26 protein-coding genes are annotated in these 25628 nt (G+C 70.9%); 23 read left to right on the top strand and 3 right to left on the bottom strand.

Annotation, left to right across the window (positions count from 1 at the left end; translation table 11 throughout):
• Nucleotides 1-6: 6 nt before the first annotated feature.
• The gene (locus tag IT355_15000) at nucleotides 7-648 is read right to left on the bottom strand and encodes a hypothetical protein (protein MCC7054576.1); all 642 of its coding nucleotides are present in this window, start codon (nucleotides 646-648) and stop codon (nucleotides 7-9) included.
• A 360-nt stretch (nucleotides 649-1008) separates the two neighbouring features.
• On the opposite strand from IT355_15000, the gene IT355_14995 reads away from it, so the two are divergent.
• The 8 genes from IT355_14995 (at nucleotide 1009) to IT355_14960 (ending at nucleotide 10856) form a co-directional block, all read left to right on the top strand.
• On the top strand, nucleotides 1009-1431 hold the full coding sequence (locus tag IT355_14995) for a VOC family protein (GenBank protein ID MCC7054575.1): 423 nt from the start codon (nucleotides 1009-1011) through the stop codon (nucleotides 1429-1431).
• A 95-nt stretch (nucleotides 1432-1526) separates the two neighbouring features.
• Entirely contained in the window at nucleotides 1527-1955 is a 429-nt protein-coding gene (locus IT355_14990) for a hypothetical protein (protein MCC7054574.1), read from the top strand.
• 220 nt (nucleotides 1956-2175) lie between these two features.
• Nucleotides 2176-3390 (top strand): hypothetical protein, encoded by a 1215-nt coding sequence (locus tag IT355_14985; GenBank protein MCC7054573.1) that lies wholly within the window; start codon nucleotides 2176-2178, stop codon nucleotides 3388-3390.
• Complete coding sequence (locus tag IT355_14980) at nucleotides 3380-4609, top strand: glycosyltransferase (GenBank protein MCC7054572.1); 1230 nt, start codon at nucleotides 3380-3382, stop codon at nucleotides 4607-4609. The genes IT355_14985 and IT355_14980 overlap by 11 nt, the downstream gene beginning before the upstream one ends.
• A complete protein-coding gene (locus IT355_14975) occupies nucleotides 4609-5775 on the top strand; it encodes a glycosyltransferase family 4 protein (GenBank protein ID MCC7054571.1) in 1167 nt (388 codons plus the stop codon). The genes IT355_14980 and IT355_14975 overlap by 1 nt, the downstream gene beginning before the upstream one ends.
• Nucleotides 5772-7607 carry an ABC transporter ATP-binding protein gene (locus tag IT355_14970; protein ID MCC7054570.1) on the top strand — a complete coding sequence of 612 codons (1836 nt, stop codon included), beginning with the start codon at nucleotides 5772-5774 and terminating at the stop codon, nucleotides 7605-7607. The genes IT355_14975 and IT355_14970 overlap by 4 nt, the downstream gene beginning before the upstream one ends.
• Nucleotides 7591-9912 (top strand): phosphotransferase, encoded by a 2322-nt coding sequence (locus IT355_14965; protein ID MCC7054569.1) that lies wholly within the window; start codon nucleotides 7591-7593, stop codon nucleotides 9910-9912. The genes IT355_14970 and IT355_14965 overlap by 17 nt, the downstream gene beginning before the upstream one ends.
• On the top strand, nucleotides 9897-10856 hold the full coding sequence (locus tag IT355_14960) for a hypothetical protein (GenBank protein MCC7054568.1): 960 nt from the start codon (nucleotides 9897-9899) through the stop codon (nucleotides 10854-10856). Before IT355_14965 ends, IT355_14960 begins: the two co-directional genes overlap by 16 nt.
• A 6-nt stretch (nucleotides 10857-10862) precedes the next feature.
• Here IT355_14960 and IT355_14955 read toward each other — a convergent pair whose 3' ends face one another.
• Nucleotides 10863-12164: an NCS2 family permease gene (locus IT355_14955; GenBank protein MCC7054567.1), complete on the bottom strand. Its 1302-nt coding sequence runs from the start codon at nucleotides 12162-12164 to the stop codon at nucleotides 10863-10865.
• A gap of 70 nt (nucleotides 12165-12234) precedes the next feature.
• Nucleotides 12235-13170 (bottom strand): 5'-methylthioadenosine/S-adenosylhomocysteine nucleosidase, encoded by a 936-nt coding sequence (locus IT355_14950; GenBank protein ID MCC7054566.1) that lies wholly within the window; start codon nucleotides 13168-13170, stop codon nucleotides 12235-12237.
• Nucleotides 13171-13409: 239 nt separating this feature from the next.
• On the opposite strand from IT355_14950, the gene IT355_14945 reads away from it, so the two are divergent.
• The 15 genes from IT355_14945 to IT355_14875 all read left to right on the top strand — a co-directional run bounded on the left by IT355_14945 (nucleotide 13410) and on the right by IT355_14875 (nucleotide 25624).
• Nucleotides 13410-13640, top strand: coding sequence for a dodecin domain-containing protein (locus tag IT355_14945; protein ID MCC7054565.1), 231 nt, complete (start codon nucleotides 13410-13412; stop codon nucleotides 13638-13640).
• A 31-nt stretch (nucleotides 13641-13671) separates the two neighbouring features.
• Nucleotides 13672-13992, top strand: coding sequence for a PQQ-binding-like beta-propeller repeat protein (locus tag IT355_14940; GenBank protein ID MCC7054564.1), 321 nt, complete (start codon nucleotides 13672-13674; stop codon nucleotides 13990-13992).
• 137 nt (nucleotides 13993-14129) lie between these two features.
• Nucleotides 14130-15464, top strand: coding sequence for an amino acid permease (locus IT355_14935; GenBank protein MCC7054563.1), 1335 nt, complete (start codon nucleotides 14130-14132; stop codon nucleotides 15462-15464).
• Between the two features lie 52 nt (nucleotides 15465-15516).
• Nucleotides 15517-17610 carry a M20/M25/M40 family metallo-hydrolase gene (locus IT355_14930; GenBank protein ID MCC7054562.1) on the top strand — a complete coding sequence of 698 codons (2094 nt, stop codon included), beginning with the start codon at nucleotides 15517-15519 and terminating at the stop codon, nucleotides 17608-17610.
• Nucleotides 17611-17647: 37 nt separating this feature from the next.
• Nucleotides 17648-20482 (top strand): insulinase family protein, encoded by a 2835-nt coding sequence (locus tag IT355_14925; protein MCC7054561.1) that lies wholly within the window; start codon nucleotides 17648-17650, stop codon nucleotides 20480-20482.
• Nucleotides 20483-20536: 54 nt separating this feature from the next.
• Entirely contained in the window at nucleotides 20537-20980 is a 444-nt protein-coding gene (locus IT355_14920) for a TfoX/Sxy family protein (protein ID MCC7054560.1), read from the top strand.
• Nucleotides 20981-21476: 496 nt separating this feature from the next.
• Entirely contained in the window at nucleotides 21477-21692 is a 216-nt protein-coding gene (locus IT355_14915; protein MCC7054559.1) for a hypothetical protein, read from the top strand.
• 67 nt (nucleotides 21693-21759) lie between these two features.
• The gene (locus tag IT355_14910) at nucleotides 21760-22179 is read left to right on the top strand and encodes a DUF3052 family protein (GenBank protein MCC7054558.1); all 420 of its coding nucleotides are present in this window, start codon (nucleotides 21760-21762) and stop codon (nucleotides 22177-22179) included.
• Nucleotides 22180-22182: 3 nt separating this feature from the next.
• The gene (locus tag IT355_14905) at nucleotides 22183-22560 is read left to right on the top strand and encodes a DUF1801 domain-containing protein (GenBank protein MCC7054557.1); all 378 of its coding nucleotides are present in this window, start codon (nucleotides 22183-22185) and stop codon (nucleotides 22558-22560) included.
• Between the two features lie 42 nt (nucleotides 22561-22602).
• The gene (locus IT355_14900) at nucleotides 22603-22878 is read left to right on the top strand and encodes a DUF2277 domain-containing protein (GenBank protein MCC7054556.1); all 276 of its coding nucleotides are present in this window, start codon (nucleotides 22603-22605) and stop codon (nucleotides 22876-22878) included.
• Nucleotides 22879-22951: 73 nt separating this feature from the next.
• Nucleotides 22952-23356 (top strand): hypothetical protein, encoded by a 405-nt coding sequence (locus IT355_14895; GenBank protein MCC7054555.1) that lies wholly within the window; start codon nucleotides 22952-22954, stop codon nucleotides 23354-23356.
• A gap of 58 nt (nucleotides 23357-23414) precedes the next feature.
• Nucleotides 23415-24227, top strand: coding sequence for a hypothetical protein (locus IT355_14890; GenBank protein ID MCC7054554.1), 813 nt, complete (start codon nucleotides 23415-23417; stop codon nucleotides 24225-24227).
• Complete coding sequence (locus tag IT355_14885; GenBank protein ID MCC7054553.1) at nucleotides 24224-24661, top strand: DUF1801 domain-containing protein; 438 nt, start codon at nucleotides 24224-24226, stop codon at nucleotides 24659-24661. Before IT355_14890 ends, IT355_14885 begins: the two co-directional genes overlap by 4 nt.
• Nucleotides 24662-24704: 43 nt before the next feature.
• Nucleotides 24705-25238, top strand: a complete 534-nt coding sequence (locus IT355_14880; GenBank protein ID MCC7054552.1) for a DUF1697 domain-containing protein — start codon at nucleotides 24705-24707, stop codon at nucleotides 25236-25238.
• On the top strand, nucleotides 25235-25624 hold the full coding sequence (locus IT355_14875) for a nuclear transport factor 2 family protein (GenBank protein MCC7054551.1): 390 nt from the start codon (nucleotides 25235-25237) through the stop codon (nucleotides 25622-25624). Before IT355_14880 ends, IT355_14875 begins: the two co-directional genes overlap by 4 nt.
• Nucleotides 25625-25628: the final 4 nt, after the last annotated feature.

Raw genomic sequence — 25628 nt, 5'->3', positions numbered from 1 at the left:
GGCCCGCTAGCGCACCATCACCATCCCGGTCATGCCGGCGTGCAGGGTGCAGTCATAGGGGAAGTCGCCGGTCGCCGGAAATGCGCGTGCCACGCTGGTGTTCGTGCTGCTGGCGATGTTGGCCGGCGCGCCGGTGGTGCTGCGGAACGTCACGTTGTGTTGCAGCGCGCCGAACGCGAAGGTGACGGTCGCCGCGCGGGCGACGACGAGTGTCGGCGGGGTGAAGGTGTTGTCGGTGGCGCCGGCGCTGACACTCGCCGACACCGGCAGCGAACCGCTCACGGTGATCGTGGACGTCGCGGTGGCGGTGACGCCATCGCGCGTGAGTGACACGGTGACCGTCGCCGTTCCCGCCCCCACACCGAGCACCACCCCGGTGGGCGACGCTTCGGCCACGGCGGGATTCGAGCTGGTGTACACGTAGCCGGTCGCACCGGTGATCACGACGCCCCGTGCATCGAGTGCGGCGGCGCCGAGGCTGGTGGTGTTGCCCGCTGCGAGGCTGGCGGTGGCGGTACCGAGGCGAAGCGTCGACAGCGTCTGTGCCGGGTTGTTCACCGGCGGGGTGACGGTGCCGTTCCCGCCCCCGCCGCCGCAGGCGCTGGCCGCGAGCAGGGACACACAGGTCACGAGATGCCGCAGGTGCATGACACGTCTCCAGGTTGCAGGCGGTGTGAGTGGCGGGTGACTGCGCCGGCGGGTGGGCCAGCCAGGTGCAACCGGTGGACATGCGGTGCCATGCTGCGTGCGTGCCGTGGGTGCTCGGCAGGTGCGTCCCCACCGCTGACACCGCTGACGGCGCGGACGCCGGCGGCATTCCCGGCAGTGTCGTGCGCCGTGCGTGGAGCAGGCACGGAACATCGACAGACATTTCAGGTGTTCGGGAGTGGCGCCGATACAGCCCGCACGTGATTCTTCCGCACACGTCTCGTGCGGTGGTGGTAGGTTCGCGCCACGAGCGCCGCACGCCTGGCCGACGATGGTCACCGATGATGGAGTCAGAACACCATGAGCCCCCTCGCAATGGATCGCGACGCCGCACCGCCACCCCCCTTCGAGGCGAGTGCGCTGGCGGCATCGCTGAGCTGCACCGACCTGGAGGTCAGCCTCGACTGGTACCAGCGCGTGATCGGCTTCGCGATCGAGACGCGTCACGAGCGTGAGGGGCGCCTGTCCGGCGTGTCACTGCGCGCGGCCGGGGTGACGCTGCTGCTCACGCAGGACGACTTCGCGCAGGGCACGGATCGCGTGAAGGGCACGGGATTCTCGCTGCAGTTCACGACGGCGTTGCCGGTGGATGCGATCGCGCGGCGCATCGTGGATGACGGTGGTGTGCTGTCCACCGCGCCGACCGACACGCCGTGGGGGGCACGGGTCTTCCGTGTGAAGGACCCCGACGGGTTCATGCTGGTGTTCTCCTCGGGGGCGTAGGCCGCACGCGCGGCGCCTGTCCCTCCCGTCGCACAGCGAAGCATGGGATTCGCGCGCACCGCCTCTTCACGCACCGCCTCCTCACCCCGGCCGACATGTTCCCGAGCAACCTGCAGATCGTGCTGACCCGCCGCGCGGCGCGCGCCATGGTGGCCGCGGCACTGCTCACGGCGTGCAACTCCGATGGCGGGGACGCACCCGTCGACCCGGTGCCGCAGGGCACGATCGAGGTGCGGCTCACGCCGGCCAGCGTGACCCTGGCGGCGGGCAGCAGCGGGAGTGTCGGGCTGGGTGTCACCCGCGGTGGCGCCTTCTCAGGACCCGTGACGCTTGCCGCGTCGGGACAGCCGAGCGCCATGACAGTGACGTTCGGCTCGTCGCCGGTCGCGGCCGGCAACGTGTCGACATCGGTGACCGTGGTGGTGGGGGCGGCGGTGGCGCCCGGCACCTACGGCGTCACGATCACCGGCACGGGCAGCGGCGCCACTGCGCAGCCATCGACGCTGACCGTCCGTGTGAACTGACCCAGGTGCGCCACCCCGAACGCTCCCGCCCGTCCGTAACGGGGCGTACCGGAGTTGTAACGTGACATTGCAGCGGGAATAGTCGCCGCGACGGGTGTTCAGGTGCTCCAAGTCGTTCATGAGTAACGACTTGTGAGTGTGTCGACGGGGGCCGTGGCGATCGGCCATGCCCTTGCCTTGGTGGAATGCAGACGATCGCATCCCCCAACCGGCCGGCCCCATGACACAGCGCCACCTGCGCATAGCGCTCTACTCGCACGATACGATGGGCCTCGGCCACATGCGGCGGAACCTCCTGCTGGCTGAAGAGCTCGCCGCGAGCCCGCTCCGGCCCAATGTGCTGCTGCTCTCGGGATCGCGTGAGGTCACCCGCTTCGCCGTCGCGCGCGGGATCGACGTGATCAGCCTGCCGGCGATCTACAAGGACTCGTCGGCCACCTACCACGCCCGGTCGCTGGAGGTCCCGCTCGAGGACGTGATCGCCCTCCGCGCCGCGACCATCCTCGGCGCCCTCCGCGCCTACGAGCCCGACCTGTTCGTGGTGGACAACGTGCCACGCGGTGCCGTCCGTGAGCTCGATCCCGCGCTCGCATACCTCCGCCGCCGCGGCCGCACCCGCTGCGTGCTCGGCCTGCGTGACATCCTCGACGACGCGCAGCAGGTGCGGAAGGAGTGGACGCGCGCCGACAACTACACCGCCGTGCAGCGCAACTTCGACACGATCTGGGTCTACGGTGACCAGAGTGTCGCCGACCTGTCGGAGGAGTACTCGTTCCCTGACGACATTGCCGCGCGGATCCGGTACACCGGCTACCTCGACCAGCGCGCGCGTGTGGCGTCCAACGCCCCCGTCACGGCGGCCGAGCGGGTGGATGCGGATACGGTGCTCTGCATGCTGGGTGGCGGGCAGGATGGGCTGGCGCTGGCGGAGGTCTTCGCGCGCACGTCGTTCCCGGCGCCGCTGTGCGGCCTGCTGGTGACGGGGCCGCTCATGTCACCCGCACGGCGCGAGGGGCTGCTGCAGGCGGCGAGCGCCAACCCGCGGCTGCAGGTGGTGGAGTTCATCGGCAACCCGGCCGCCGCCATCCGCGCGGCGCACTCGGTGATCACGATGGGGGGCTACAACTCCGTGTGTGACGTGCTCTCGACGCGCACGCGCGCACTGGTGGTGCCGCGGGTGGTGCCGCGGACCGAACAGTTCATCCGCGCCGAGCGGCTCGCGGCCCGCGGGCTGGTGGACATGATGCACCCCGACGCGGTGTCGGCCGGCGCACTGGAGGCCTGGCTCGCGCAGCCGGTGTCGCGGGCGGCGTCACGCGGCGTGCGGATGCACACGCCCGAGGGGCTGCACGCCCTGCTCCGCGATGCGCTGGACACCGCACCGCGGCACACCATCGCCCGTCGCGGTCCGGAGGCCGTGGCCCATGCGAGCTGAGAGGCCGGCGCGCATCGCGTACGTCGTGAAGCGGTACCCGCGCTTCTCCGAGACCTTCATCGTGAACGAGATCCTCGCCCACGAGGCGGCGGGAACGGAGGTGTCGATCTTCTCGCTCTACGCACCGAACGACACCCACTTCCAGGACGCGATCTCGCGGGTGCGGGCCCCCGTGACCTACCTCACGGCGGACGGACTGCGCGGCGTGGACCTGTGGGGCGCCATCGAGGGGGCAGCCGCCGAGCTGCCGGCCATCTGGCGTACGATGGACCGGGCCCGCGGCTCCGACGCGCGCACGGTGCACCAGGGCGCCACCCTGGCGCGGGAGCTCGTGCGCCGCGGCATCACCCACGTGCACGCGCACTTCGCCACCATCGCCGCCGAGGTCGCGATGCTGGCGTCGGCGTGGGCCCGGGTGCCGTTCACGGTCACTGCGCACGCCAAGGACATCTACCACGAGACCGTCTCGCTGCCGCGGCTGCAGGAGGTGCTGGGGGCGGCGCAGCAGGTGGTGACGGTGAGTGACTTCAACGTCGAGTACCTCGCGCAGACGGTGGGCATCGATCGGGGTCGCCTGACGCGCATCTACAACGGGCTCGACCTCGAGCGCTTCGCGTACCGCGCCCCCGTGCAGCGCGCGCCGCGGATCGTGACGGTGGGCCGCATGGTGGCGAAGAAGGGGCTGGACGACCTGGTGCGGGCCTGCGCGCTGCTGCGTGCGCGTGGCGTGCCGTTCGAGTGTGCGATCATCGGCGGTGGCGCGGAGGAGCCGGCGATCCGTCACCTCGTCACCACCCTCGGCCTCGACGCCTGCATGCTGCTGCCCGGCCCGCTGCCACAGCCCCGTGTGATCGACGAGGTGCGCAACGCGGCCGTGTTCGCGGCCCCCAGCGTGGTGGCGGGGGATGGGGATCGCGACGGGCTGCCCACGGTGCTCCTGGAGTCGATGGCGCTCGGCACGCCGGTGGTGTCCACCGACATCGTCGGGATTCCCGAGGTGGTGCGGCACGACGACACCGGGCTGCTGGTGCCCGAGCGTGATCCGGCCGCGCTGGCCGATGCGCTGCAGGCCCTGCTGCAGTCGCCGGCGCTCCAGCTGCGCCTCGCGCGCCACGCCCGCGCGCTGATCGAACGCGAGTTCGACGTGCGACGCAACACCCGCCAGCTGCGCGCGCTGTTCGGCGGGCGGGTGGCCCATCCTGTCGCGAGGGCCTCCTGATGCGCATCGCGTACGTCTGCATGGACGCGGGCATTCCCGTGTTCGGGCGCAAGGGTGCGTCGGTGCATGTGCAGGGGGTGATCGCGGCGATGCTCCGGGCAGGCCACGAGGTACAGCTCTTCTGCGCCCGGGTGGGCGCCGATGCACCGCAGTGGGCGGCGCAGGTGGCGGTGCACCAGGTGACGGTGCCTGCCGCCGCGGACGCCGGCAGCAGCAGCCGGTGGATCGCGGCCGTGAACGAGTCGCTCGTGGACGCCCTCAATGCGCGCGGGCACTTCGACGTCGTGTACGAGCGCTATTCCCTCTGGAGTGCGGCCGGGATGCAGTATGCCCGGGCACATGGCGTGCCGGGCATCCTGGAGGTGAATGCGCCGCTGATCGAGGAGCAGGCCACGCACCGGTCGCTCGCCGATCGCGAGGGGGCGGAACGGGTGGCGTCCGAGGTGTTCGCGGCGGCGTCCAGCATCGTGGCGGTGTCGCACGAGGTGGCGGCGTACGTGAACGGCTTCCCGCGCCGTCGCACGGATGCGGTGGTGGAGGCGAACGGTTTCGACCCGGTGCGGTTCGCCGGGATCGAGCGGCAGGCCGACGAGCCGTTCACGATCGGCTTTCTCGGCACGCTCAAGCCGTGGCACGGCATCGAGACGCTGGCGGCGGTGTTCGCCGGGGTGCAGGCGCAGCTCCCGTCGGCACGGCTGCTGGTGGTGGGTGATGGCCCGGAGCGCGGCGCGCTGCAGGCGACACTCGGTGCGGCGCACGACGCCGGCGCGGTGGAGTTCGCCGGGGCCGTACCGCCGGAGTGGGTCGGGCCGTGGCTGGCGCGCATGGACGTGGCGCTGGCGCCGTATCCGGCGGATGCCCCGTTCTATTTCTCGCCGCTCAAGGTGGTGGAGTACATGGCCGCCGGCATCGCGGTGGTGGCCAGCGACATCGGGCAGATCCCGTCGCTGATCGACCAGGGGCGCACCGGGGTGCTGGTGCCGCCGGGCGACGTCGGGGCCTGCGTGGACGCGTGCCTCGCGCTGCATGCGGACCCCGCACGGCGTCGCGCGCTGGGCGAGGCAGGCCGGTGCGAGGCGATGGCGACGCGCACGTGGGACGCCGTGGTGGCGCGCATGCTGGGCCGGGCCTGCCGTGCGCAGCAGGCCACGCGGGTGAGCGCATGAGCCGCCGCATCGATCGCTGGGCGATGCTCCGGCTGGCGCGCCATGTGCGGGAACCGCTCCGGCGGGAACGATGGACGTTGCTGGTCGGCGCCGTCGCGCTGCTGGGCGAGGTGGCGTTGCGCGCGCTGGAGCCGTGGCCGCTCAAGCTGATCTTCGACCAGTTGCTGCCCGGCACCACGGCGCACACCACGCGCTGGGTGCCGGCCCTGCCGGTGGAGCAGCTCGCGTTGTCGGCCGCCGTGGCGCTGCTGCTGGTGGTCGCCCTGCGGGCCGTGAGCGGATACGTGCAGACGGTGGCGCTGGCACTCGCCGCCAACCGCGTGCTCGCCTCGCTGCGCGCCTCGCTCTATCGCCGGCTGCAGTTGCTGCCGCTGTCGTTCCACACGGCGGCCCGCACCGGTGACCTCACGGTGCGGCTCACCAGCGACGTGGGCATGCTGCAGGACGTGGCGCTGACGGCGGCGCTGCCGCTGGCCGCCGACGCCGGCATGCTGGTGGGCATGCTCGGCATGATGTTCTGGATGCAGCCGTCGCTGACGGCGCTGGCGCTGGTGCCGCTGCCCTTCTTCCTCCTGCGCTGGGCGCGCACGCATCGCTCGATCCGCGAGGTCTCGCGGGCGCAGCGCCAGCGCGAGGGGGCGATCGCGGCCACGGTGGCCGAGTCGTTCTCGGCCATCAAGACCGTGCAGGCCCTCTCGCTGGAGGAGGTGCTGGGCAAAGCGTTCACACGCCAGAACACGAAGAGTGCCAGCCAGGGCGTGCAGGCCAAGCGGCTGTCGGCGGGGCTCGAGCGCAGCGTGGACGTGCTGATCGCCATCTCCACCGGCGTGTTGCTCTGGCAGGGGACGCTGCGGGTGATGCGTGGCACGATGTCGGCCGGCGAGCTGGTGGTGTTCGTGTCGTACCTGAAGGCGGCGTTCAAGCCACTGCAGAGCTTCGCGAAGTACACCGGGCGCCTCGGCAAGGCCACGGCGGCGGCGGAGCGCGTGCTGGAGGTGATGGACCACGAGATCGGCATCGGTGACAGTCCAGGTGCCGTGGCCGCACCGCCGTTCCGGGGGACGATCGAGTTCCGCAACCTCTCGTTCGCGTATCCCGGCGGCCGCACGGTGCTGTCCGACACGTCGTTCCGGATCGAGGCCGGCGAACTGGTGGCGATCGTGGGGGCCTCGGGTGCCGGCAAGTCCACCATCGCGAACCTCCTGCTGCGGCTCTATGAACCGACGGCGGGGAGTGTGCTGGTGGATGGCATCGACGTGCGGGACGTGACCGTGAGCTCGCTGCGCGCGCAGGTGGGGATCGTGCTGCAGGACACGGTGCTGTTCGCCGGCACCGTGCGCGACAACCTCACGCTCGGTGCCACCCGCGTGGATGACGCCCTGCTCGACATGGCGCTGCGGGTGGCCAGTGCCGATGCGTTCGTGCGTGCGATGCCGGACGGGCTGGACTCGCGCGTCGGCGAGCGGGGCGTGACGCTGTCCAACGGGCAGCGGCAGCGGATCGCCATCGCCCGTGCGGTGCTGCGCGCCACGCCGATGCTGGTGCTGGACGAGCCGACGGTGGGCCTGGACGACGAGAACGAGCGCCTGGTGAGCGAGGCGATCCTGCGGCTGACCAAGGGGCGCACGACGCTGCTGATCACGCATGCGCTGCACATGGCGGCGCGCGCAGACCGCGTGCTGGTGGTGGGCGATGGCGGGATCGTCGAGCAGGGTGCCCCCGACGTGCTGCTCCGGTCGGGCGGCGCCTTCGCGGCCTGGTATCGCGAACACGCCTCCCGCATGCCCGATTCCCCCGTTCCCCTCCCGGTGACACATGCTCTCGCCATCTGACCGCGTCGTCGCCGTGCGCGACCGCGCGCTTCCCGGCCTCGCCACGGTGCTGGACGTCGAGGCGGCGGCCGCGCTGGTGGCCGCAATGCTGCCCGACCCGCCGGCGGGCGCGCCGCGCATGACCTACACGCGCTACAAGCCCGGGGCGAGTTGCCTGGTGTCGCTGCAGTACGACGATGGCGAGGCGGCCGCGTTCGTGACGCTGAAGGCGGTCGGCACCGAGGCGCACGAGAAGTGGGCGAAGTACCGGGAGAGCTCTCGGGTTGTGTCGTGTGCGGACGAGCGCATCGCGATCCGCCGATTCCCGAACGACGGCGAACTCGCCGGTCCGCGGTGGCTGCTCGACCCGGCGCGACGGGAACAGGTCCTGGCCACACTGGGCCTGCCGGCGGCGTGCACGTTCCGCGTGATCGCCTACAAGCCGGAGCGGCGGCTGGTGGCGATGGCGCAGGTGCGCGGCGAGCCGGTGGCCGTCATCAAGTGCCATGACGGAGTGGCGTTCGCGAATGCCCTGACGGCCCATCGCGCGCTGGCGCGCCTGCCGCACTTGCCCGTGAGTCCCGCCACGGCATGGGAGGCAAAGCGGGGCGTGATCGTCGCACCGTGGATCGGCGGCCGCCTGCTGGACCTGCGTGCCGATCCTCTGGACCACGTCAGCGCGGCGGGCGCGGCGCTGGCGGCGGTGCACGACGGGACGATGGATGTGCGGGCGGGGGAGACCGACGCCGATGCCAACGTCGGGCTGCACCGCGTCGCGGCTGCCGTGAGCGGCTGGTCGCCGGTGGTACGCGAGCCGCTGCGCCTGCTGGTGGGCCGGCTGGCGCAGTTGCGCGCCGAGTCGCCGGCACCGGTGACCCCGATCCACGGGGACTTCTACGCCAAGCAGGTGCTCGTGCACGACGGCACCATCTCGCTGCTCGACTTCGACGAGTGCACACTCTCCGACCCCCACATCGACCTCGCGATCTTCGCGGCGCACCTCGAGCGCGACGTGCTGCGCCGGGGGTGCACGCGCGAGCGCGCCACGGCCCTGGTCGCGGCGCTGCTGGACGGCTACGGCCGCAGCCGTGCCGTGGACATGCGGCGGTTCACCTGGCGCACCGCCGAGGCGCTGATGCGGCTCACGCCGCATCCCTTCCGCCACCGTGACCCCGACTGGCCGACGTTGACCGAGCGGCTGGTGGCGCGCGCGCAGTCGCTGCTCGACGGCATTCCCGGTGCGATCCGGCCGCGCCGCACCGGTAGCTGCACGCCGGTGAAGCCGGTGGAGCTGCGCGCGTGGGCCCGGCTCGGCGACGACACGGCATTGGCATTCGCGACCGCGCTCGCCAGTCCGGAGACGGCGACCCGGGTGCTCGCGCAACGGCACTCCAGTCCAGCCGTCGACGACGTGCAGGTTGCGTCGACCGCGCTGGTGCGGCACAAGGCCGGCCGCCGCTGCATGGTGTCGTTCGAGGTGTGTGACGGCGGCGCCACGTCCACCTGGCTCGGCAAGGTGCGCGCGCGGGGTGTGGACTCACGCGCCGCCATCGTGCACCGGATGTTGTGGGATGCCGGCGCCCGCGACGTGATCGCCGAGCCGCTCGGCGTGGTGGACGGCCTGCGGATGACCTTGCAGCGGCGCCTGCCCGGTGTGCCGCTGGTGACGGCGCTGGCGCAGGGCGGAAATCCGGGCACGCTGGCAGCGGCACTGGCACAGTCGGTGAGCCGTGTCCACGAGCTCGACGTGCATCCCGGTCGTGCCTGGACGCTGGACGACGAACTGCGCATCCTGCGCACCCGCCTTGCGTCACTGCGCCTGGCGCAGCCGGAGCACGCCCGTCCGCTCCTCTGGATCATGGAGCGGCTCGACGGTGTGGCCGCGCCGCTCGCCGCGCGGGACCATGTCGCCGTGCTGCACCGCGACCTGTACCACGACCAGGTGCTGGTGCACGAGGGCCGCTGCCTGCTGGTGGACCTCGACCTGGTCGCGACCGGCGATCCGGCGCTCGATTGCGGCAACCTCGTCGCGCACCTGCTCGAGCTCCAGTGGCGCGGCGGGATCGCGGCACGGGTGGTGTCCGAGTTCTGCGTCGCCTTCTCGGCCGAGATGGTCGTGCGCGCCGCCGGGAGCATCACCGAGGATGCGATCGTGCGCCATGTCTTCCTGGCACTCGGCCGGCTGCTGGAGATCGCCTCACGTCACACGGACCGCGCGGCGTTCCTGCCCGCCCACCTGTCGATGCTGGGCGACCGCCTGGCGGAGTGCGGTCCGCGACTCGAACTCGCGGCATTGATGGAGGTGCCGGCATGGCTTGCGGCCTGAGGTCGTCGTCGCGGATGCTGGTGGCACTCGTGCTCATCGCTGCCGGCGCCGCCAAAGTGCATGGGCAGGCGCGTGTCTCGCCGTCGCGGCGGGACAGTCTCGCCGCGCCCGCGGCGCCGTTCCATGCGCTGTCGGTCGGGTCGTACGTGCTGTCGCGGCTGGACGACAACGTGAACCGCGACCCGGTGGGTGTCTCGTCGGTGGGAGTGATCGGCGGCGGCACGGTGCGGCTGGCGAGTGGCGCGGTGCGCCCGCTGCTGCAGCTCGAGTACGATGCCGCAGTGCACCGCTACACGGCCACCACGCGGTTCAACCGGGTGAGCCAGCGCTTGCGCACCACACTGTCACGGCGGGTGGTGCGGTGGTGGACGCTCGAGCTGGTGACCGAAGGCGCGCTGAAGGGGTCGTCCGAGGACCGGGACGTCTCCAACCAGCTCCAGCTCGTGCCGACCACCGAGTTCCGGCTCGGCAGTGCACGCCGGCTCCGCCTCGGCGCAGCGCAGCGCTGGCGGCGCTTCCCGTTGGACTCGATGCAGGATGCCACGAATCGCTACGTCACCGCCGAGTTCCGCCACCGCTTCATGGATGGTGCCGAGTTCGAGACGGAGGCACGCATCGAGCGGAATCTCGCGGTCGGCGACCGGTTCGACTACCGGCGCTCCAGCTACTCGATGAGCTACGACATGCCGCTCGGCCGTGCGGTGCGCGTCGAGTTCGGCATGCAGTACCGACAGCAGCGCTACAGCGGCCGCTTCGCGGAGGTGGACGACCGCGATGTGCCGCGCGTGGACCACCGCCTGCAGCCGGCCGCGGCACTGCAGGTGCGCCTCGGGGCGTCGGAGCTGAACGTGTCGTACGAGCCCGAGTGGCGCCGATCGAACGATCCCGACAAGGCGATCTCGCAGAACCTCGTGATGCTCGGGGTGCGTCGCCGCTGGTTCTGATCCAGCTCAGTGGTACGGATACACCGCGAAGAACACCACCGACATCGCGGCCAGCACCCAGAGCGGCGGCGGTACCTCGCGCGCCCGGCCCGTGAGCAGCTTCATCAGCGGATACAGCAGCAAACCTGCCGTCATGCCCACGCCCACGTTGAACGTGAAGCTCATCAGGACGATGGTGAGGAAGGCGGGTATGAGCTCGGTGTAGTCGCTGAAGTCGAGCTTCGCGATCGGGGCCACCATCAGGATGCCGATGGCCACCAGTGCGATGCCGTAGGCGTGCGGCGGGATGATGGTCAGCAGCGGGGCGAAGAAGAGGGCGCAGAGGAACAGCGCCGCCACCACCACCGCGGTGAGGCCGGTGCGCCCGCCTGCCTCGATGCCCGCGGCCGATTCCACGAACGCACCGCAGGTGGTGGTGCCCACGAACGGGGCCACCAGGTTCACCAGCGCATCGGCCATCATCGGCTTCTCGATGCCCGGCAGGTTGCCCTCGGCATCCAGCCAGCCCGCGCGCGCCGAGAGCCCGATCAGCGTGCCGATCGTGTCGACGAAGGCGAGGATGAAGATGATCACCACGATCGGCAGCCCCTGCACCGACAGGGCGCCGGCGATGTCGAGCTGCCCCAGGATCGGCGCCAGGCTCGGCGGCGCACTCACGAACGTGGCCGGCAGCGGCGTGACGCCGAGCAGGAACGACAGCAGCGTGGTGACGAGGATGCCCGCGATCAGCGCGCCGCTCCAGCGTTTCACCAGCAGCAGCGCCGTGACCACGAACCCGGTGATGGCCAGCAGCGTGGTGGGCGCCGCGATGTTCCCCAGCGCGACGGGCGCCCCCGGCACGCCGAGCGACACCACGCCGACCTGGTTGAGGCCGATGAAGGTGAGGAACAGCCCGATCCCCACCGCGAAGCTGTGCTTGAGCGAGACGGGAATCGCGTTCGCGAGCCAGCTCCGGACCTTGAACACGGTCAGCACCGTGAACAGCACGCCGGCGAGGAAGATGGCGCCGAGTGCCGTCTGCCATGGGAAGCCCATGCCCTTCACCACCGTGAAGGCGATGAACGCGTTCTCGCCCATGTACGGGGCGATGGCGAACGGCTTCTTCGCGTACACCCCCATCACCAGCGTCCCGAATGCCGCCGAGATGATCGTGGCGGTCATCGACGGTCCGCGCGGGATGCCGGCCGCCTCGAGAATGGCGGGGTTGACGATGATGATGTACGCCATCGTCAGGAACGTGGTGAGGCCGGCCAGCAGTTCGGCACGGTAGCTGGTGCGGTTGCCGGCGAAGTCGAAGTAGCGGTGCATGCGGCCTGGGATGGCGTGGCGAAGGGACGTCGCTGAGGCGTGTTGGACGCTGTGGCGCGGCGGGCGGCGGCTACCGCGCCGGCAGCGCCCGGAGATAGGCGATCACCAGCGACGCCGAGTTCGCCGCGGCGAGCCGCCCGAACGTCGCGACCTCGTTTCGTCCCGGCCCGCCACCGGCCAGGTCGGAGAGTGACCGGAACGCGATGTACGGCACGCCATGCTCGTACGCCACCAGCGCCACCGCGGCCGTTTCCATGTCGAGGGCATCGGCACGGAAGGTGCGCCACGCGTACTCGCGATAGGCGGCGTTGTCCACGAACGTCGGTCCGCTCACGCCGTTGCCGCCGGCCACGACCTGCGGCGTGTGCTCCAGGCAGGCCCCACTGGCGGTGCACCGCGCCAGCGTGACCGACCGCGCCACCAGGCGCGCGGTGGCGAGCGCGCCGGAATCGACCGGGAACCAGAACCGCCGTTCGAGCGAGTCGGCCGGGGCGCCGGGGACCGCGACGGTCATGGCGCGGGGGAACATCATGCCGAAGTTCGGCACGCCCCCCGTCTCGCGGCCGGGATCGAAGCCGGTGGGTGTCTCGCGGGCGAAGACCTGCTCCTGGTAGGCACCCCACCGCGCCGGCACCGTCACGTCACCCACATGCAGCCCGGGATTCACGCCGCCGGCGATGCCGGAGAAGACGATGCTGCGGATCGAGAACCGGTCCAGCAGCGCCTGGGTGGTCATGGCGGCGTTGATCATGCTGAAGCCGCTCAGGAGGAGCACCACGTCCTGCCCGGCCAGGCGTCCGATGTAGTGTGTCCGGCCGTTGATGACGCGGGTGCCGGTGACCTGGGTGGCGGCCCGGAGCTGCTCCCACTCCGCGTCGAATGCCGACATCACGGCAATACGCGGCACCGCGTCGCGGGTGGGCGCGGCCGGCCGGACGGAGGCGCAGGCGGTGAGGCCGGCGACGGCAGCGACGAGGAGGGTGGCACGCAGGGGCGGGAACCGCAAGGCACGAACTCCGGGCGGGGTGTGCGTCCGAGCCCCGGTGCGGTGGCACCCGGGCGACGACACCACACGATAACGCCGCCCGGGCCGGGCAGCGCCGGCCGGCGGCGGACTGTTGCACCGTGTCACCTGTCTGGCGCCCGTGCCGGGCCATACGTTCGTGGCGTCAACGGTCGGTGCGGTGCCTGCGCGTCACGGGCCCGCGCCGCCATTCGGAGTGACGCACCCGCGGAGGGAAGGTCATGGCAGTCGCCAAGGTGATCGAGATCATTGCCGGCAGTGCAAAGAGCTTCGAGGATGCGGTGGCGCAGGGTGTCGCACGCGCCTCCGAGACCCTCGAGGGCATCTCGTCGGCGTGGGTGAAGGACCAGAGCGTGGTGGTGGAGAAGGGCAAGGTGGTGGAGTATCGCGTGACGATGAAGGTGACCTTCATGCTGCAGGGCGCCGCACCGGCAGCGAAGAAGAAGCGCTGACCTTCCATTCCCAGCACAACGGAGTCGGTACATGGCTCGCACGAAATCAGGGCCGATGGTGATCGGGATCGGCGGGCACGCCGTGCGGATCGATGCCAGCACGGGGAACGAGGTCTGGCGCACGAAGCTCAAGACCACCTCGTTCACGACCGTGATGGTGGAGGACGGCCGCGTGTACGCCGGTGCCGGGGGGGAGCTGTTCTGCCTGGACCTGCGCACCGGCGAGATCCTCTGGCGCAACAAGCTGAAGGGCCTGGGCATGGGTGTGATCGCGTTCAGCGGCGCATCCGATGCCGCGGTGCAGGCCGCAAACCAGCAGCAGCAGCGCGCGGCCATCGCTGCCGCCACCTGACCGGTTGCGCCGATGCCGGTGCACGGCAGCGGAACGGGACGATGCAGTCCCGTTCCGCTGCGCCGGAATGACACCAAGGGGACGGGGATCTTGATGTTGTTTCCGCGCACGACACCGACCGCCTCCGCGCCGCCATCGTGACTTCCCAGCAGGGCCTCGTCCGCAGCCTCGGCCAGGTCCAGGCCGTCGCGCTCAACATGAGCAACATGGTCGGCGCCGGCCCGTTCATCACCATCCCGCTCATCATCGCGGCGATGGGTGGCCCGCAGTGCATGCTCGGCTGGGTACTCGGCGCCGTGCTCGCGCTCAGCGACGGACTGGTCTGGAGTGAGCTCTCCGCCGCGATGCCCGGCACCGGCGGTACGTACGTCTACCTGCGCGAAGCCTTCCGGGGCACGATGCTCGGCGGGGTGCTGCCGTTCCTCTTCATCTGGCAGTTCATCCTCTCCGCGCCGCTCGAGATCGCGTCGGGATACATCGGCTTCGCGCAGTACGCCGGCTACTTCCTGCCCGGCATGACCACCACCACCGCGCGGCTGATCAGCACCGCCGTCGGCCTGATCGTCATCGCACTGCTCTACCGGCGGATCGCCTCGGTGGGCAAGCTCACGGTGGTCCTGTGGGCCGGCATGCTGCTGACGGTGCTGGTGGTGATCGTGAGCGGGCTCACGCACTTCAACGCCGCCCTCGTCCTCGACTTCCCGCCCGGGGCCTTCACCTTCTCGGTGGGCTTCGTGTCCGGCCTCGGCAGCGCGATGCTGATCGCGATGTACGACTTCAGCGGCTACTTCGACATCTGCTACGTGGCCGGCGAGGTGAAGAACCCGGCGAAGGTGATCCCGCGCGCGATCCTCTGGTCGGTGGTGGCGGTCGCACTGATGTACGCCCTCGTCAACCTGAGCCTGATGGCGGTGATCCCGTGGCGCGAGGCGATGAAGTCCACCTTCATCGTGACGGAGTTCATGCAGCGGCTGTACGGGCCGAAGGCGGCGGCGGCGGTGACGGTGCTGGTGATGTGGACGGCGGTGGCCTCGGTCTTCGCGCTGCTGCTCGGCTACAGCCGCATCGCCTGGGCTGCCGCGGCCGAGGGCGACTTCTTCCGGGTGTTCGCGAGGCTGCATCCCACCGGGCAGTTCCCGCACGTGGCGCTGCTGGTGCTCGGCGGGCTCTCGATCCTCTGCAGCTTCGTCCCGCTCGGGGACGTGATCTCGGCCCTGCTCACGTCGCGCATCCTCATCCAGTTCGTGGGACAGATCGCGGCGCTGCACGTGCTGCGCCAGCGCAAGGGCATGGAGTTCCCGTTCCGGATGTGGTTCTATCCCGTACCGTCGCTGATCGCGCTCACCGGCTGGCTGTACATCTTCGCGACCTCCGGCTGGGGCTTCGCCGGGCTGGGCGTGGCGACGGTGGTGGCAGGCGTGGCGGCGTATCATGTGTGGGTCCGGACACGGGGCAGTGCGGCGGGCGGATGACCGCCGCGACCGCCGGTGGTGCAGTCGCGGGTTCTCGCTGACAGGAGCCGGGATGACGGGACGCAGAGGACTGCTGACGATGGCGCGGCTTGTACGCGTGCTCGCGGCCGGAACGGCCGTGCCGGCGCTGATGGGTGCGCAGACCGTTCCCACGACCGATGCCGCAGCGTCGGCCGTGGCCGCCTGGCTGCACCTCGACGCGCCCCCCGGCGGCGAGCAGCGGGCGATCGCCGGGCTGCGCCCCGTGCTGACCGGCTGGAGCAGCGACGCGTTCGGGAACCTCGTGAGGCGAAGCGGCAGCGGGTCGCCGCGCCGCGTCGTGGCCTGTGCGATGGATGTGCCGGGCTTCGTGGTGAGCCAGGTCACCGACGACGGCTACCTGCGACTGCATCGCGCCGGTGTTCCGTCGCATCCGCTCTGGGACCAGTTCCACGAGGCGCAGCAGGTGCGCGTGCTCACGCCGCGCGGGGACGTCACGGGCGTGGTGGCCATCACGAACGGGCACTTCGCACGACAGCACCGCGGCGACACTGCCGTGGCCACCGTGGACCAGCTCTGGGTGGACGTCGGTGCAGGCTCTGCCTCGGGGGTGTCGGCGCTCGGCATTTCGCTGCTGGATCCCGTCGTGGCCACGCGTCCGGTGTGGACCTACGCCGGCCATGCGGCCGGTCCCGGCGCCGGTGCTCGCGCCGGGTGCGCCGCGGTGGCAACGGCCGCCACCGCGCCGGTGGCGACCGGGGAGACGATCTTCGTGCTCAGCACCCAGCGGAGCTTCGGCTGGGTGGGCCTGGCGGCGGTGCTCGCACGGGCCGGCGCGGTGGACGAGGTCACGCTGCTGGACGAAGGACGGGGCACCGCCAGTGACCAGCGGGTGCCCTCGGCGCGCCTGGGTGCGCTGCGGAAGGCGGCGCTTGGCCGCGTGCGCACGCGCGACAGTGTGCGCATCATCACACCGCAGGTGCGCTACGCCGGCTCCCTCGTCGAATCCGTCACCGGAGCCGAGGCGCAGGCGCTCCTGTCCCGCGCGCTGCGTGCCGCTGGCGCCACCATCACCACCATGCCCTGGGTCGCGCCGCCCGTGGACACCGTGCCGCGGGATGCCGCACGCCGTGATGCGTACGCGCTCACTGAGTCGGTCTTCCGCAGCATCGCCGACCTGCCCGGTGTGCCGGGCCACGAGTTCCGCGTGCGCGACGCGATCAGCGCGCTGCTGCCGTCATGGGCGAGGGCGGTGGCGGTGACCGACACCGCCGGCAACCTCGTGATCGGCGCCGGTCCCGAGCGGGATTCGGTGGCGTTCATCGCACACATGGACGAGGTGTCGTTCGAGGTGGAGGGTATCAACGCCGACGGCACCGTGCGCCTCACGCGGAAGGGCGGGGTGGTGCTGAGCGCCTGGGAAGGACAGCCGTCGTACCTGCACTTCGATCGCGACGCCGCGGGAACCGTCGCCCCGTCGCTGCGCGGCGTGTTCGTGCCGCGCGACTCGGCACGGGTGCGTGCGCCGGCAAGCCTCGTGGCGTGGTACGGCGTGGATTCCGCCGGGCTGGTGGCGCGCGGCGTGCGCGTTGGCATGGGCGTGACGGCGTACAAGCGTGCCGCACGGCTGGCCGGCACGCGGCTCACCGGTCGCGGCAGTGACGACCGCACCGGGAGCACCGCCCTCCTGCTGGCGATGCGGCGCATCGATCCCTCGGCGCTCAGGCATCGCGTGCTCTTCGTGTTCTCCACCCGCGAGGAGGGTGGCCTGTTCGGCGCCAGCGCCTTCGCGGCGGAGCACGGCCGCGGGTTGAAGCGGGTGTACAGCATCGACACCTTCGTGAGCTCCGACACCCCGCTCGAACAGCCGATGTTCGCGCTCACGCCGCTGGGGCGTGGCGCCGTGCTGCGCGGCCTCGACGACGGCTCGATCGTGCCGCCGGCGGAGCGGCAACGCATCATGCGCATCGCGGCGGCACAACGCATCCCGCTGCAGGTCGGCACCACCCACGGTGCGACCGACGGCTCGGCGGTGGCCGGCTTCGGCGCGCCGAACGTGGGCCTCTCCTGGCCGGGCCGCTACTCGCACACCCCGGGCGAGGTGCTCGACCTGCGGGACGTCGATGCACTGATCCGCCTGATCGCCGCCGTTGCCGTCGCGCCCTGAGCGCCACGCGCCGCTCGCAGACCCCTCCATCCTTCCCATGCGCCTTCCGCTGCTGGTCCTGCTCACCTCCGGTGCCGTCGTGCCGCTGCAGTCGCAGTCCGCCCCTGCCGACTCGCTGCCAGCCGCCGCCTTCGCACTCTCCGCGCGCCTGCCCATCGACACCAGCGTGCGCATCGGCACCCTGCCGAACGGCCTGCGCTACTACGTGCGCCAGAACTCGCGTCCCGAGGACCGCATCGAGCTGCGGCTGGTGGTGAATGCCGGCTCGGTGCTGGAGGATGCGGACCAGCAGGGGCTGGCGCACTTCACCGAGCACATGGCGTTCAACGGCACGCGCAGCTTCGCGCGCAACGACATCGTGAAGTACCTCGGGTCGATCGGCGTGCGCTTCGGCCCCGACCTCAATGCGCAGACGGGGTTCGACGAGACGATCTACATCCTGCCGGTACCGGCCGACAGCGCCGCGATCCTGCGGCAGAGCTTCCGCTTCCTCAGCGAGGTGGCCAGTGGCATCCTCTTCGACTCGGCCGACGTGGTGGCCGAGCGCGGCGTGGTGCTGGCGGAGTGGCGCACGGGGCTGGGCGCCGGGGAGCGCATCCGCGCGAAGCAGTTCCCGGTGGTGTTCCGTGGATCGCGCTACGCGGAACGGCTCCCGATCGGCAGGCCGGAGATCCTCGAGACGGTGCTGCCGGCGCCGCTGCGGCGCTACTGGCGTGACTGGTACCGCCCCGACCTGATGGCGGTGATCGCGGTCGGCGATGCGAACCCCGACTCGCTGGTCTCACAGATCCGGCAGCACTTCGCCGGCCTCGCGGCGCCGTCGGTGCGTCGGCCGCGTCCTGCGGTCACCGTGCCGTCGCATGGCGGCACGCTGGTGTCGATCGCGACCGACCGGGAGGTGCCCACGTCGTCGGTGAGCGTGCTCTGGAAGCGCCGGCCGACCGTCATCCGCACGGTGGCGGACATGCGTCGGTCGATGCTCGCCACGCTGCGCGACCAGATGTTCAACGAGCGCCTTGGTGAGCTCACGCGCCGGCCGGATGCGCCGATCGTCGCCGCGCAGGCGGGTGGCGGCGCGCTGGTGCGTGCGTCGGAGTACTCGTCGCTCGATGCGGTGGCCAAGGAGGGGAGGGTGCTCGAGGCGCTGGAGCTGCTGCTGACCGAGGGGGCGCGCGTGCTGCGGCACGGGTTCCTGCCGGCGGAGCTCGACCGCGCGCGCACGGAGCTGCTGCGCGACTACGAGCGTGCCTACGCGGAGCGCGACAAGACGCCGTCGGCTTCGCTGGTGGGATCGTACGCCGGTCACTTCCTCTCGGGCGAGGCGATCCCGGGCATCGCGTTCGAGTACGAGCTGGCGAAGCGCCTGCTCCCGGGGGTCACGCTGGCGCAGGTGAACGCCACGGCGACGGTGCGCTCGGGTGCGGCGAACCGGGTGGTGACGGTGACCATGCCGGAGAAGGAGGGGCTGGTGCCGCCCACCGAGGCCGCGGTGCGGGCGGTGTTCCCGAGAGTGGACGCCGCGACGATCGCACCGTGGACCGAGACCGTGGCCGATGGCGCACTGGTGCCACAGCCGCCGGTGCCGGGTCGCATCGTCGGGGAGCGCGTCGACGTGGCGCTCGACATCACGGAGTGGACGCTGTCGAACGGGGCGAAGGTGTACGTCCGGCCCACCGACTTCAACGCCGACCAGGTGCTGATGACGGCCTGGTCACCCGGTGGGATGAGTGTGCTCCCGGACAGCGACGTGTTCCGCGGTGCGATCGCCACCACGGTGATCGGCAATGGTGGTGCCGGTGCGTACTCGCAGGTGGACCTCGGGAAGAAGCTGTCGGGCAAGGCGGCGGCGGTGACACCGTTCATCGGCGACCTGTCGCAGGGGCTGAATGGCCGGGCCTCACCGAAGGACCTCGAGACGATGCTGCAGCTGGCCTGGCTGCGGCTCACGGCACCGCGCCAGGACAGCCTCGCCTTCCGTGCACTGCTGCAGCAGTTCGAGGCGGTGCTGAAGAACCGCGATGCGAACCCGATGGCGGTCTTCCTCGACACGGTCACCATGACACTCGGCAACGGCAGCCCGCGCGTCACGACGCTCTCCCCCGAGCGGCTGCGCGAGCTGGAGCCCGACCGGCTGCTGTCGATCTATCGCGAGCGTTTCGCCGATGCGGGCCACATGACGTTCCTGTTCGTGGGGAACGTGAACGCCACCGAGCTGAAGCCGCTGGTGGAACGGTGGATCGCGCCGCTCCCGGTGGCGCAGCCGGCCGCCTGGCGCGACGTCTCGCCGCCGCGGCTGGCGGGGCAGGTGGAGAAGGTGGTGCGGAAGGGCGTGGCTCCGCAGAGCCGCACGCTGCTGGTGATGAGCGGCGCGGGCGCGTGGAGCCGTGAGGAGTCGGAGACCTTCACGGCGTTGGGCGAACTGCTGGAGACGCGCCTGCTGGACCGGCTGCGCGAGGCGCTGGGTGCCACCTACTCGGTGAGCGTGAACGCGGTGTCCGCCCGCCGTCCGCGCGAGGAATGGCAGCTCCTGGTGGACTTCGGCTCGGCGCCGGCGCAGGCCGACACGCTGTTCGCCATCGTGCGCCAGGAGCTCGACTCGCTGCGCCGCGTGGCACCGTCGGCGGCCGAGGTGGACCGGGTGAAGGAGCAGCGGCGCCGGCAGCTGGAGCTGGCGCACCGGCAGAACAGCTACTGGCTGGAGACGCTGCGTGACCGGCTGGAGCATGGCGAGGATCCCGGGAGCCTGTTCGCGGCCGAGCCGATCGTGGCGGCGCTCACGCCGGAGCGGCTGGCGGCGGCGGCGAGGCGGTACCTGACGGAGCAGAACCGGGCGCGGTTCGTGCTGCTGCCGGAGACTCCACCGCGCCCGTAACCACGGGAGGGAGGTCGTCTGGCGTCCAACGCCGGCCACCTGCACCTTTTCCCCATGGCCACCGACGCGGATTTCGCGGATTACGTATGTGAACAGGCGCGCCTCCCGCACGCGCTCACCGTCCGGAAGATGTTCGGCGAGTACGCCGTGTACGTCCACCGGAAGGTCGTCGCACTGCTGTGTGACAACCAGGTCTACGTGCGTCCGACGGACGCCGGTCGCGCGGTGCTTGGTGCGGTCACCGAGGCACATCCGTTCGCGGGGGCGAAGGCGCACTTCCTGGTCACCGAGATCGATGACGGTGACCTCCTCCAGCGCCTCCTGCTCGCCACCGCCGACGCGATGCCGTTGCCGAAACCGAAGAAGCCGAAGGCGGCGGCGCGTGGTGCGGTGCCGACCGGTACGGCGAAGAAGGCACCAGCGAGGAAGGCGCCGGCGAGGAAGGCCGCAGCGAAGAAGGCCGCAGTGACCAAGACTGCCGCGAAGCGGTCGCGGTAGGTCTTTTGAGGTGGTGCTCTCGCGGGACGCCGGGGCTGGTGCGGGTGAAGGTCCGCTGGTTCCCACGGAGGCACGGAGACCACGGAGCGCACGGAGAAACGGCATGGGGGAACAACTCGCGCGCGGCAGCGCTCAACCCGAGCGAGTTGTTCCCTTCAATGCCTTTGTGTTGTCCTCCGTGCCCTCCGTGGTCTCCGTGCCTCCGTGGGAACCCACGACTTCCCACTCGGTCCGACCTCCGTGTTGTCCCTCGTGCCTCCGTGTGAACCCACGACCTTCCACTCCGTCCGACCTCCGTGTTGTCCCTCGTGCCTCCGTGGGAACCCACGACCTTCCACTCGGTCCGACCTCCGTGTCGTCCCCCATGCCTCCGCGGGAACCCACGACCTTCCACTTGGTCCAACCGCCGGACGCGCGCACCGACACCGCCCACTCACGAACCGGGCGCGTGGTGCTTGATTGCGGCAGCCTCCCTGCCCACCCCGGACGTCACCAGATGCGGTTCCCCTCCATCCTCGCCGGCGCCCTCAGCGCCGTGTTCGGCCTCCTCGCACTCCGGCTGCTCGTCACGACGCAGGGCATGCGCGGACTGCGCTCGCTGGACGAGGGCGCGCTGGTCGGGTCGGCGGTGTTCGCGCTCCTCGCCCTCCTCTTCGGCGTGCTCGCTGCCAGGCTCTGGCGCATGGCGTCCGCGAGCCGGCACGAAACGTGACAGCCGGGCGGCAGGCCACTATCGTCGCAGGAGTGCCAACGTGAAACCCTGACTCCCGCCCGCCCGCATGCCCGCCTCGCCACCGGCCGGATACTCCGGCACGCCACTCGCGAAGAAGCTCGGCATCGGCGAAGCATCGCACGTGCTGGGCATCGACGTGCCGGCAGGGTACCGCGAGCTGCTGGCACCGCTGCCCGAGGGCGTCGTCTTCGACCGGCGCATCAGTGCGCGCACTGACGTGGTGCACCTGTTCGTGACGAGCCGTGCCGAGCTGTCGCGCCGGCTGGGCTCACTTCGCACCGCCCTGCGCGCGGATGCCGCCGTGTGGGTGTCGTGGCCGAAGAAGACCGCCAGGGTGCCGACCGACATCACCGAGGACACCATCCGCAGCGTCGCGCTGCCGATCGGCTTCGTGGACATCAAGGTCTGCGCCGTGGACGAGACCTGGTCCGGCCTCAAGCTTGTCATCCGGAAGGAGCTTCGCTGACCCATGCCGCCGGCATCGTCCCCCGCGCCGACGATCGACAGCTACATCGCCGGCTTCCCGCCGCGCGAACAGGCCGTGCTGCAGGGTCTGCGCGCACGCATCCGGCAGGTGGTGCCGGATGCGGACGAGGCGATCAAGTACGGCATGCCGACCTTCGTGCTGCACGGCAACCTCGTGCACTTCGCCGGCTGGAAGCAGCATCTCGGCATCTACGGCATGACCCCCGCCGGCGACCTCGCGACGGCGATGGCGCCGTGGACCGGACCGAAGGGTGCGCTGCTCTTTCCCTGGGACGAGCCGTTGCCGCTCGAGCTGATCGAGCGCGTGATCGCCGCCGCCGCCGCACGCCGGCGCGCCACGTTCGAGGCCGGGCTCCACTGACACCGCCGCGCGGCACACGCCGCGCGCACACGGAATCGAGACATGTGCCGCAACATCAGGACCCTCTTCAACTTCGAGCCTCCCGCCACCGAGCAGGAGGTGCATGATGCCGCCGTCCAGTTCGTGCGCAAGCTGAGCGGATTCACTGCACCATCCAAGGCCAACGAAGCCGCCTTCGACCGGGCGGTGGACCAGGTCGCGCTCGCCGCGCGTGACCTGCTCGCGGCGCTCGTCACCACGGCCGCGCCACGGGACCGCGACATCGAGGCCGCGCGGGCGAAGGCGCGATCGGCGCTGCGGTTCGGGTCGCGCCCGTGACGGCGTGCCTCGCGCCGGCGCACTCCCCCGCGGGGCGATCCTGCCGGCGGCATCCGCAGACCTAGATTCCGGGATGCCAGTCAACCGATTGCTCGTCGCGGCCGCCCTCGCCCTCGGTGCGCCAGGCCTGGTCCTGCTCTTCGGTGCCGACGAACTGCTCACGCGCGGCGGACCAACGCCCTCCGGACTCGCGACCTGGCTGGTCGGCCTGCTCGGCGGCACGCTGGTGGCGCTGGCCCTCATGAACTGGTTCCAGCGGCACACCATGATCGGGGGCATCTACGGACGCCCGCTGCTGCTGGCCAACACCCTCGTGTTCACCAACGCCTTCTTCTCGAGCCTGCGCGCATGGCGCACCGGACGTGCTCCGGTGTACGCTGCGGTGGCGGTGGTGGCCGGGCTTCTCATGGTCGCGTTCGCCAGGAAGTTCTTCAGCACCCCGGCTGCGGCGCGGTCGGGAGATGCGGGCACCGCGTAGGGGGCGGCTCCTGACCCCTCCGGCGACACTGCGTCCTCACCTGCGAGGAGAGATCGGCATGCGACATCGTGCGATCGTCACGATCCTTGGCTGCCTTGCGGCCACCGTCCCGGCCGGTGGGCAAATCATGTCCAACCCGGGACAGTGGTACATCAACAACCAGATCTACTCCACGCGCGTGTTCAACGGCGTGGTGGCCAATTCCATGCTGGCGCGCAGCCGCGGCACCACCGGCCGGGCCGGTGCCCGTGGCCCGGCGACGCCTGCGCCGGAGCCGACGCAGTTCCGCGAGTCTGCGTCCACCACCATCCCGGCGATGCTCGCCGCCAACAGCAGCGGCATCACCCGGACTCCGGACGAGGCCCGCCGCCTCTTCACGTCGTACATCGACCTGTACAAGGCCACCGCCCGCAAGGACCGGTTCCCGGCCAACGACCTCGCCTACGCCTTCGAGTACTTCGTGGTGAACAACTGGCAGATCTACCACGACCTGGTGGATGTGCCATACGAGAAGGATCCGCGGGCCCGCCGCGCACGCGACGGCTTCGACCGGATCTCGGTGATGGCGCTGAAGAAGACCGAACAGGTCACGCCGTTCCAGGAGCGCGCCATCTACGAGCAATTCAGCGCACGACTCGGCGCCAGCGCCGACATCCGCGCCATGACCGATGCCCAGAAGCAGGAGGCCACCGAGCTCATGGCCACCCTCTTCGGCGTGAACTTCGCCGTCTACATGAAGGGCGTGGACGCGCTCGACGATGCCACGGCGCAGCAGGGGCGCGACATGGCGCGCCAGGGGCTCGAGAAGCTGCTCGGCGTGCCGATCACGAGGATCCACCTCACCAACCGCGGAATCGAGATCGATCCATGAGTGACGCCCTCGCCCTCCTGAAGGCCCTCGGGCACCCGATGGAGCCCGTGATCCTCGCCATCCGCGAGCTCATCCTTGGCGTCGATCCCGCGGTCACGGAATCGGTGAAGTGGAACGCGCCGAGTTATGCCACCAGCGAGCACTTCGCCACCTTCAACCTCCGCGCGAAGGGGGGCGTGCAGCTCGTGCTGCACCTGGGTGCCGCCGTGCGCGCGGGCACGGGGCTGCGCGATGCGGTGCCGGATCCACTTGGCCTGCTGGAGTGGAAGAGTGCGGACCGTGCGCTCATCACCTTCGCCTCCGGCGCCGACGTGCAGTGTCACGCCGCGGCGTTCCGCGACATCGTCGCCACCTGGATTACGTTCGTGCAGGCGCCGGCGACGGCACCGGCGAAGCGGCCGGGCCGGAAGTCATCCGGGGCGAAGACGCCCTGATTCCGTCCCGCTGCCCGCGCCATTCCCACGACAGCAGACCGGCATGCCTCGATACGTAGCGCTGCTCCGCGGTGTGAACGTCGGCCCGAACAAGCGGGTCCCGATGGCCGAGTGGCGGACCTTGCTCACGGGCCTCGGCTACACGGGGGTGCAGACGCTGCTGAACAGCGGCAACGCCGTGTTCGACGCCAAGGCGGCCCCCACCGCCACCATCGCCAGCCGCATCCGTGAGGCGATCCTCGACGGTCTCGAGCTGGACGTCCCCGTGATCGTGAAGTCCGCGGCGGAGTTCCAGGCGATCGTGGACGAGAACGTGCTGGCGGCCGGGTGCACCAACGACACGCGGCTGATGGTCTCATTCGGCGCGGATACCCGCGTGATCGCACCGCTGGCCGGCTTCCAGCAGTACCTCACGCCGCCCGAGGCCATCACGGTGACCGCCAATGCGCTCTACCTGTGGTGTCCGAACGGCGTGCTCGAGAGCAAGGTCGCCGCCGCGCTGCTGGGGCGGCAGGGGCAGAACGTCACCACCCGGAACTGGGCCACGGTGAAGAAGATCGCGGCACTGCTGGCATGACGCTCCCCGCACGCGACGCGGCCATCGACGAGCGCGAGACGCAGCGCGAGGCGATGATCACCACGCTCTACTACTCGTTCAACGCCCGCGACGTCGACACGCTGCTCGGCACCATGCACCGCGACATCACCTGGCCGAACGGCATCGACGGCGGCACGGTGTGGGGCCGCGACGCCGTGCGCGAGTACTGGGAACGCCTCTGGACGATGCTCGACCCGAAGGTGCGCGCGCTGGGCTTCGCGCACGACCACGACCGCGACACAGTGTCGGTGCGCGTCAGCCAGGTCATGCGCAACATCGCCGGTGAGGTGCAGCTCGAGCGCATCGTGCACCACGTGTTCAGCTTCACCGACGGCCGCATCGCACGGCTCGAGATCCGCGACTGAGCGC

The sequence above is a fragment of the Gemmatimonadaceae bacterium genome, from assembly GCA_020851035.1.
Classification (GTDB): Bacteria; Gemmatimonadota; Gemmatimonadetes; order Gemmatimonadales; family Gemmatimonadaceae; genus JACMLX01.
This window is presented reverse-complemented; position numbering and strand designations above follow the sequence as displayed.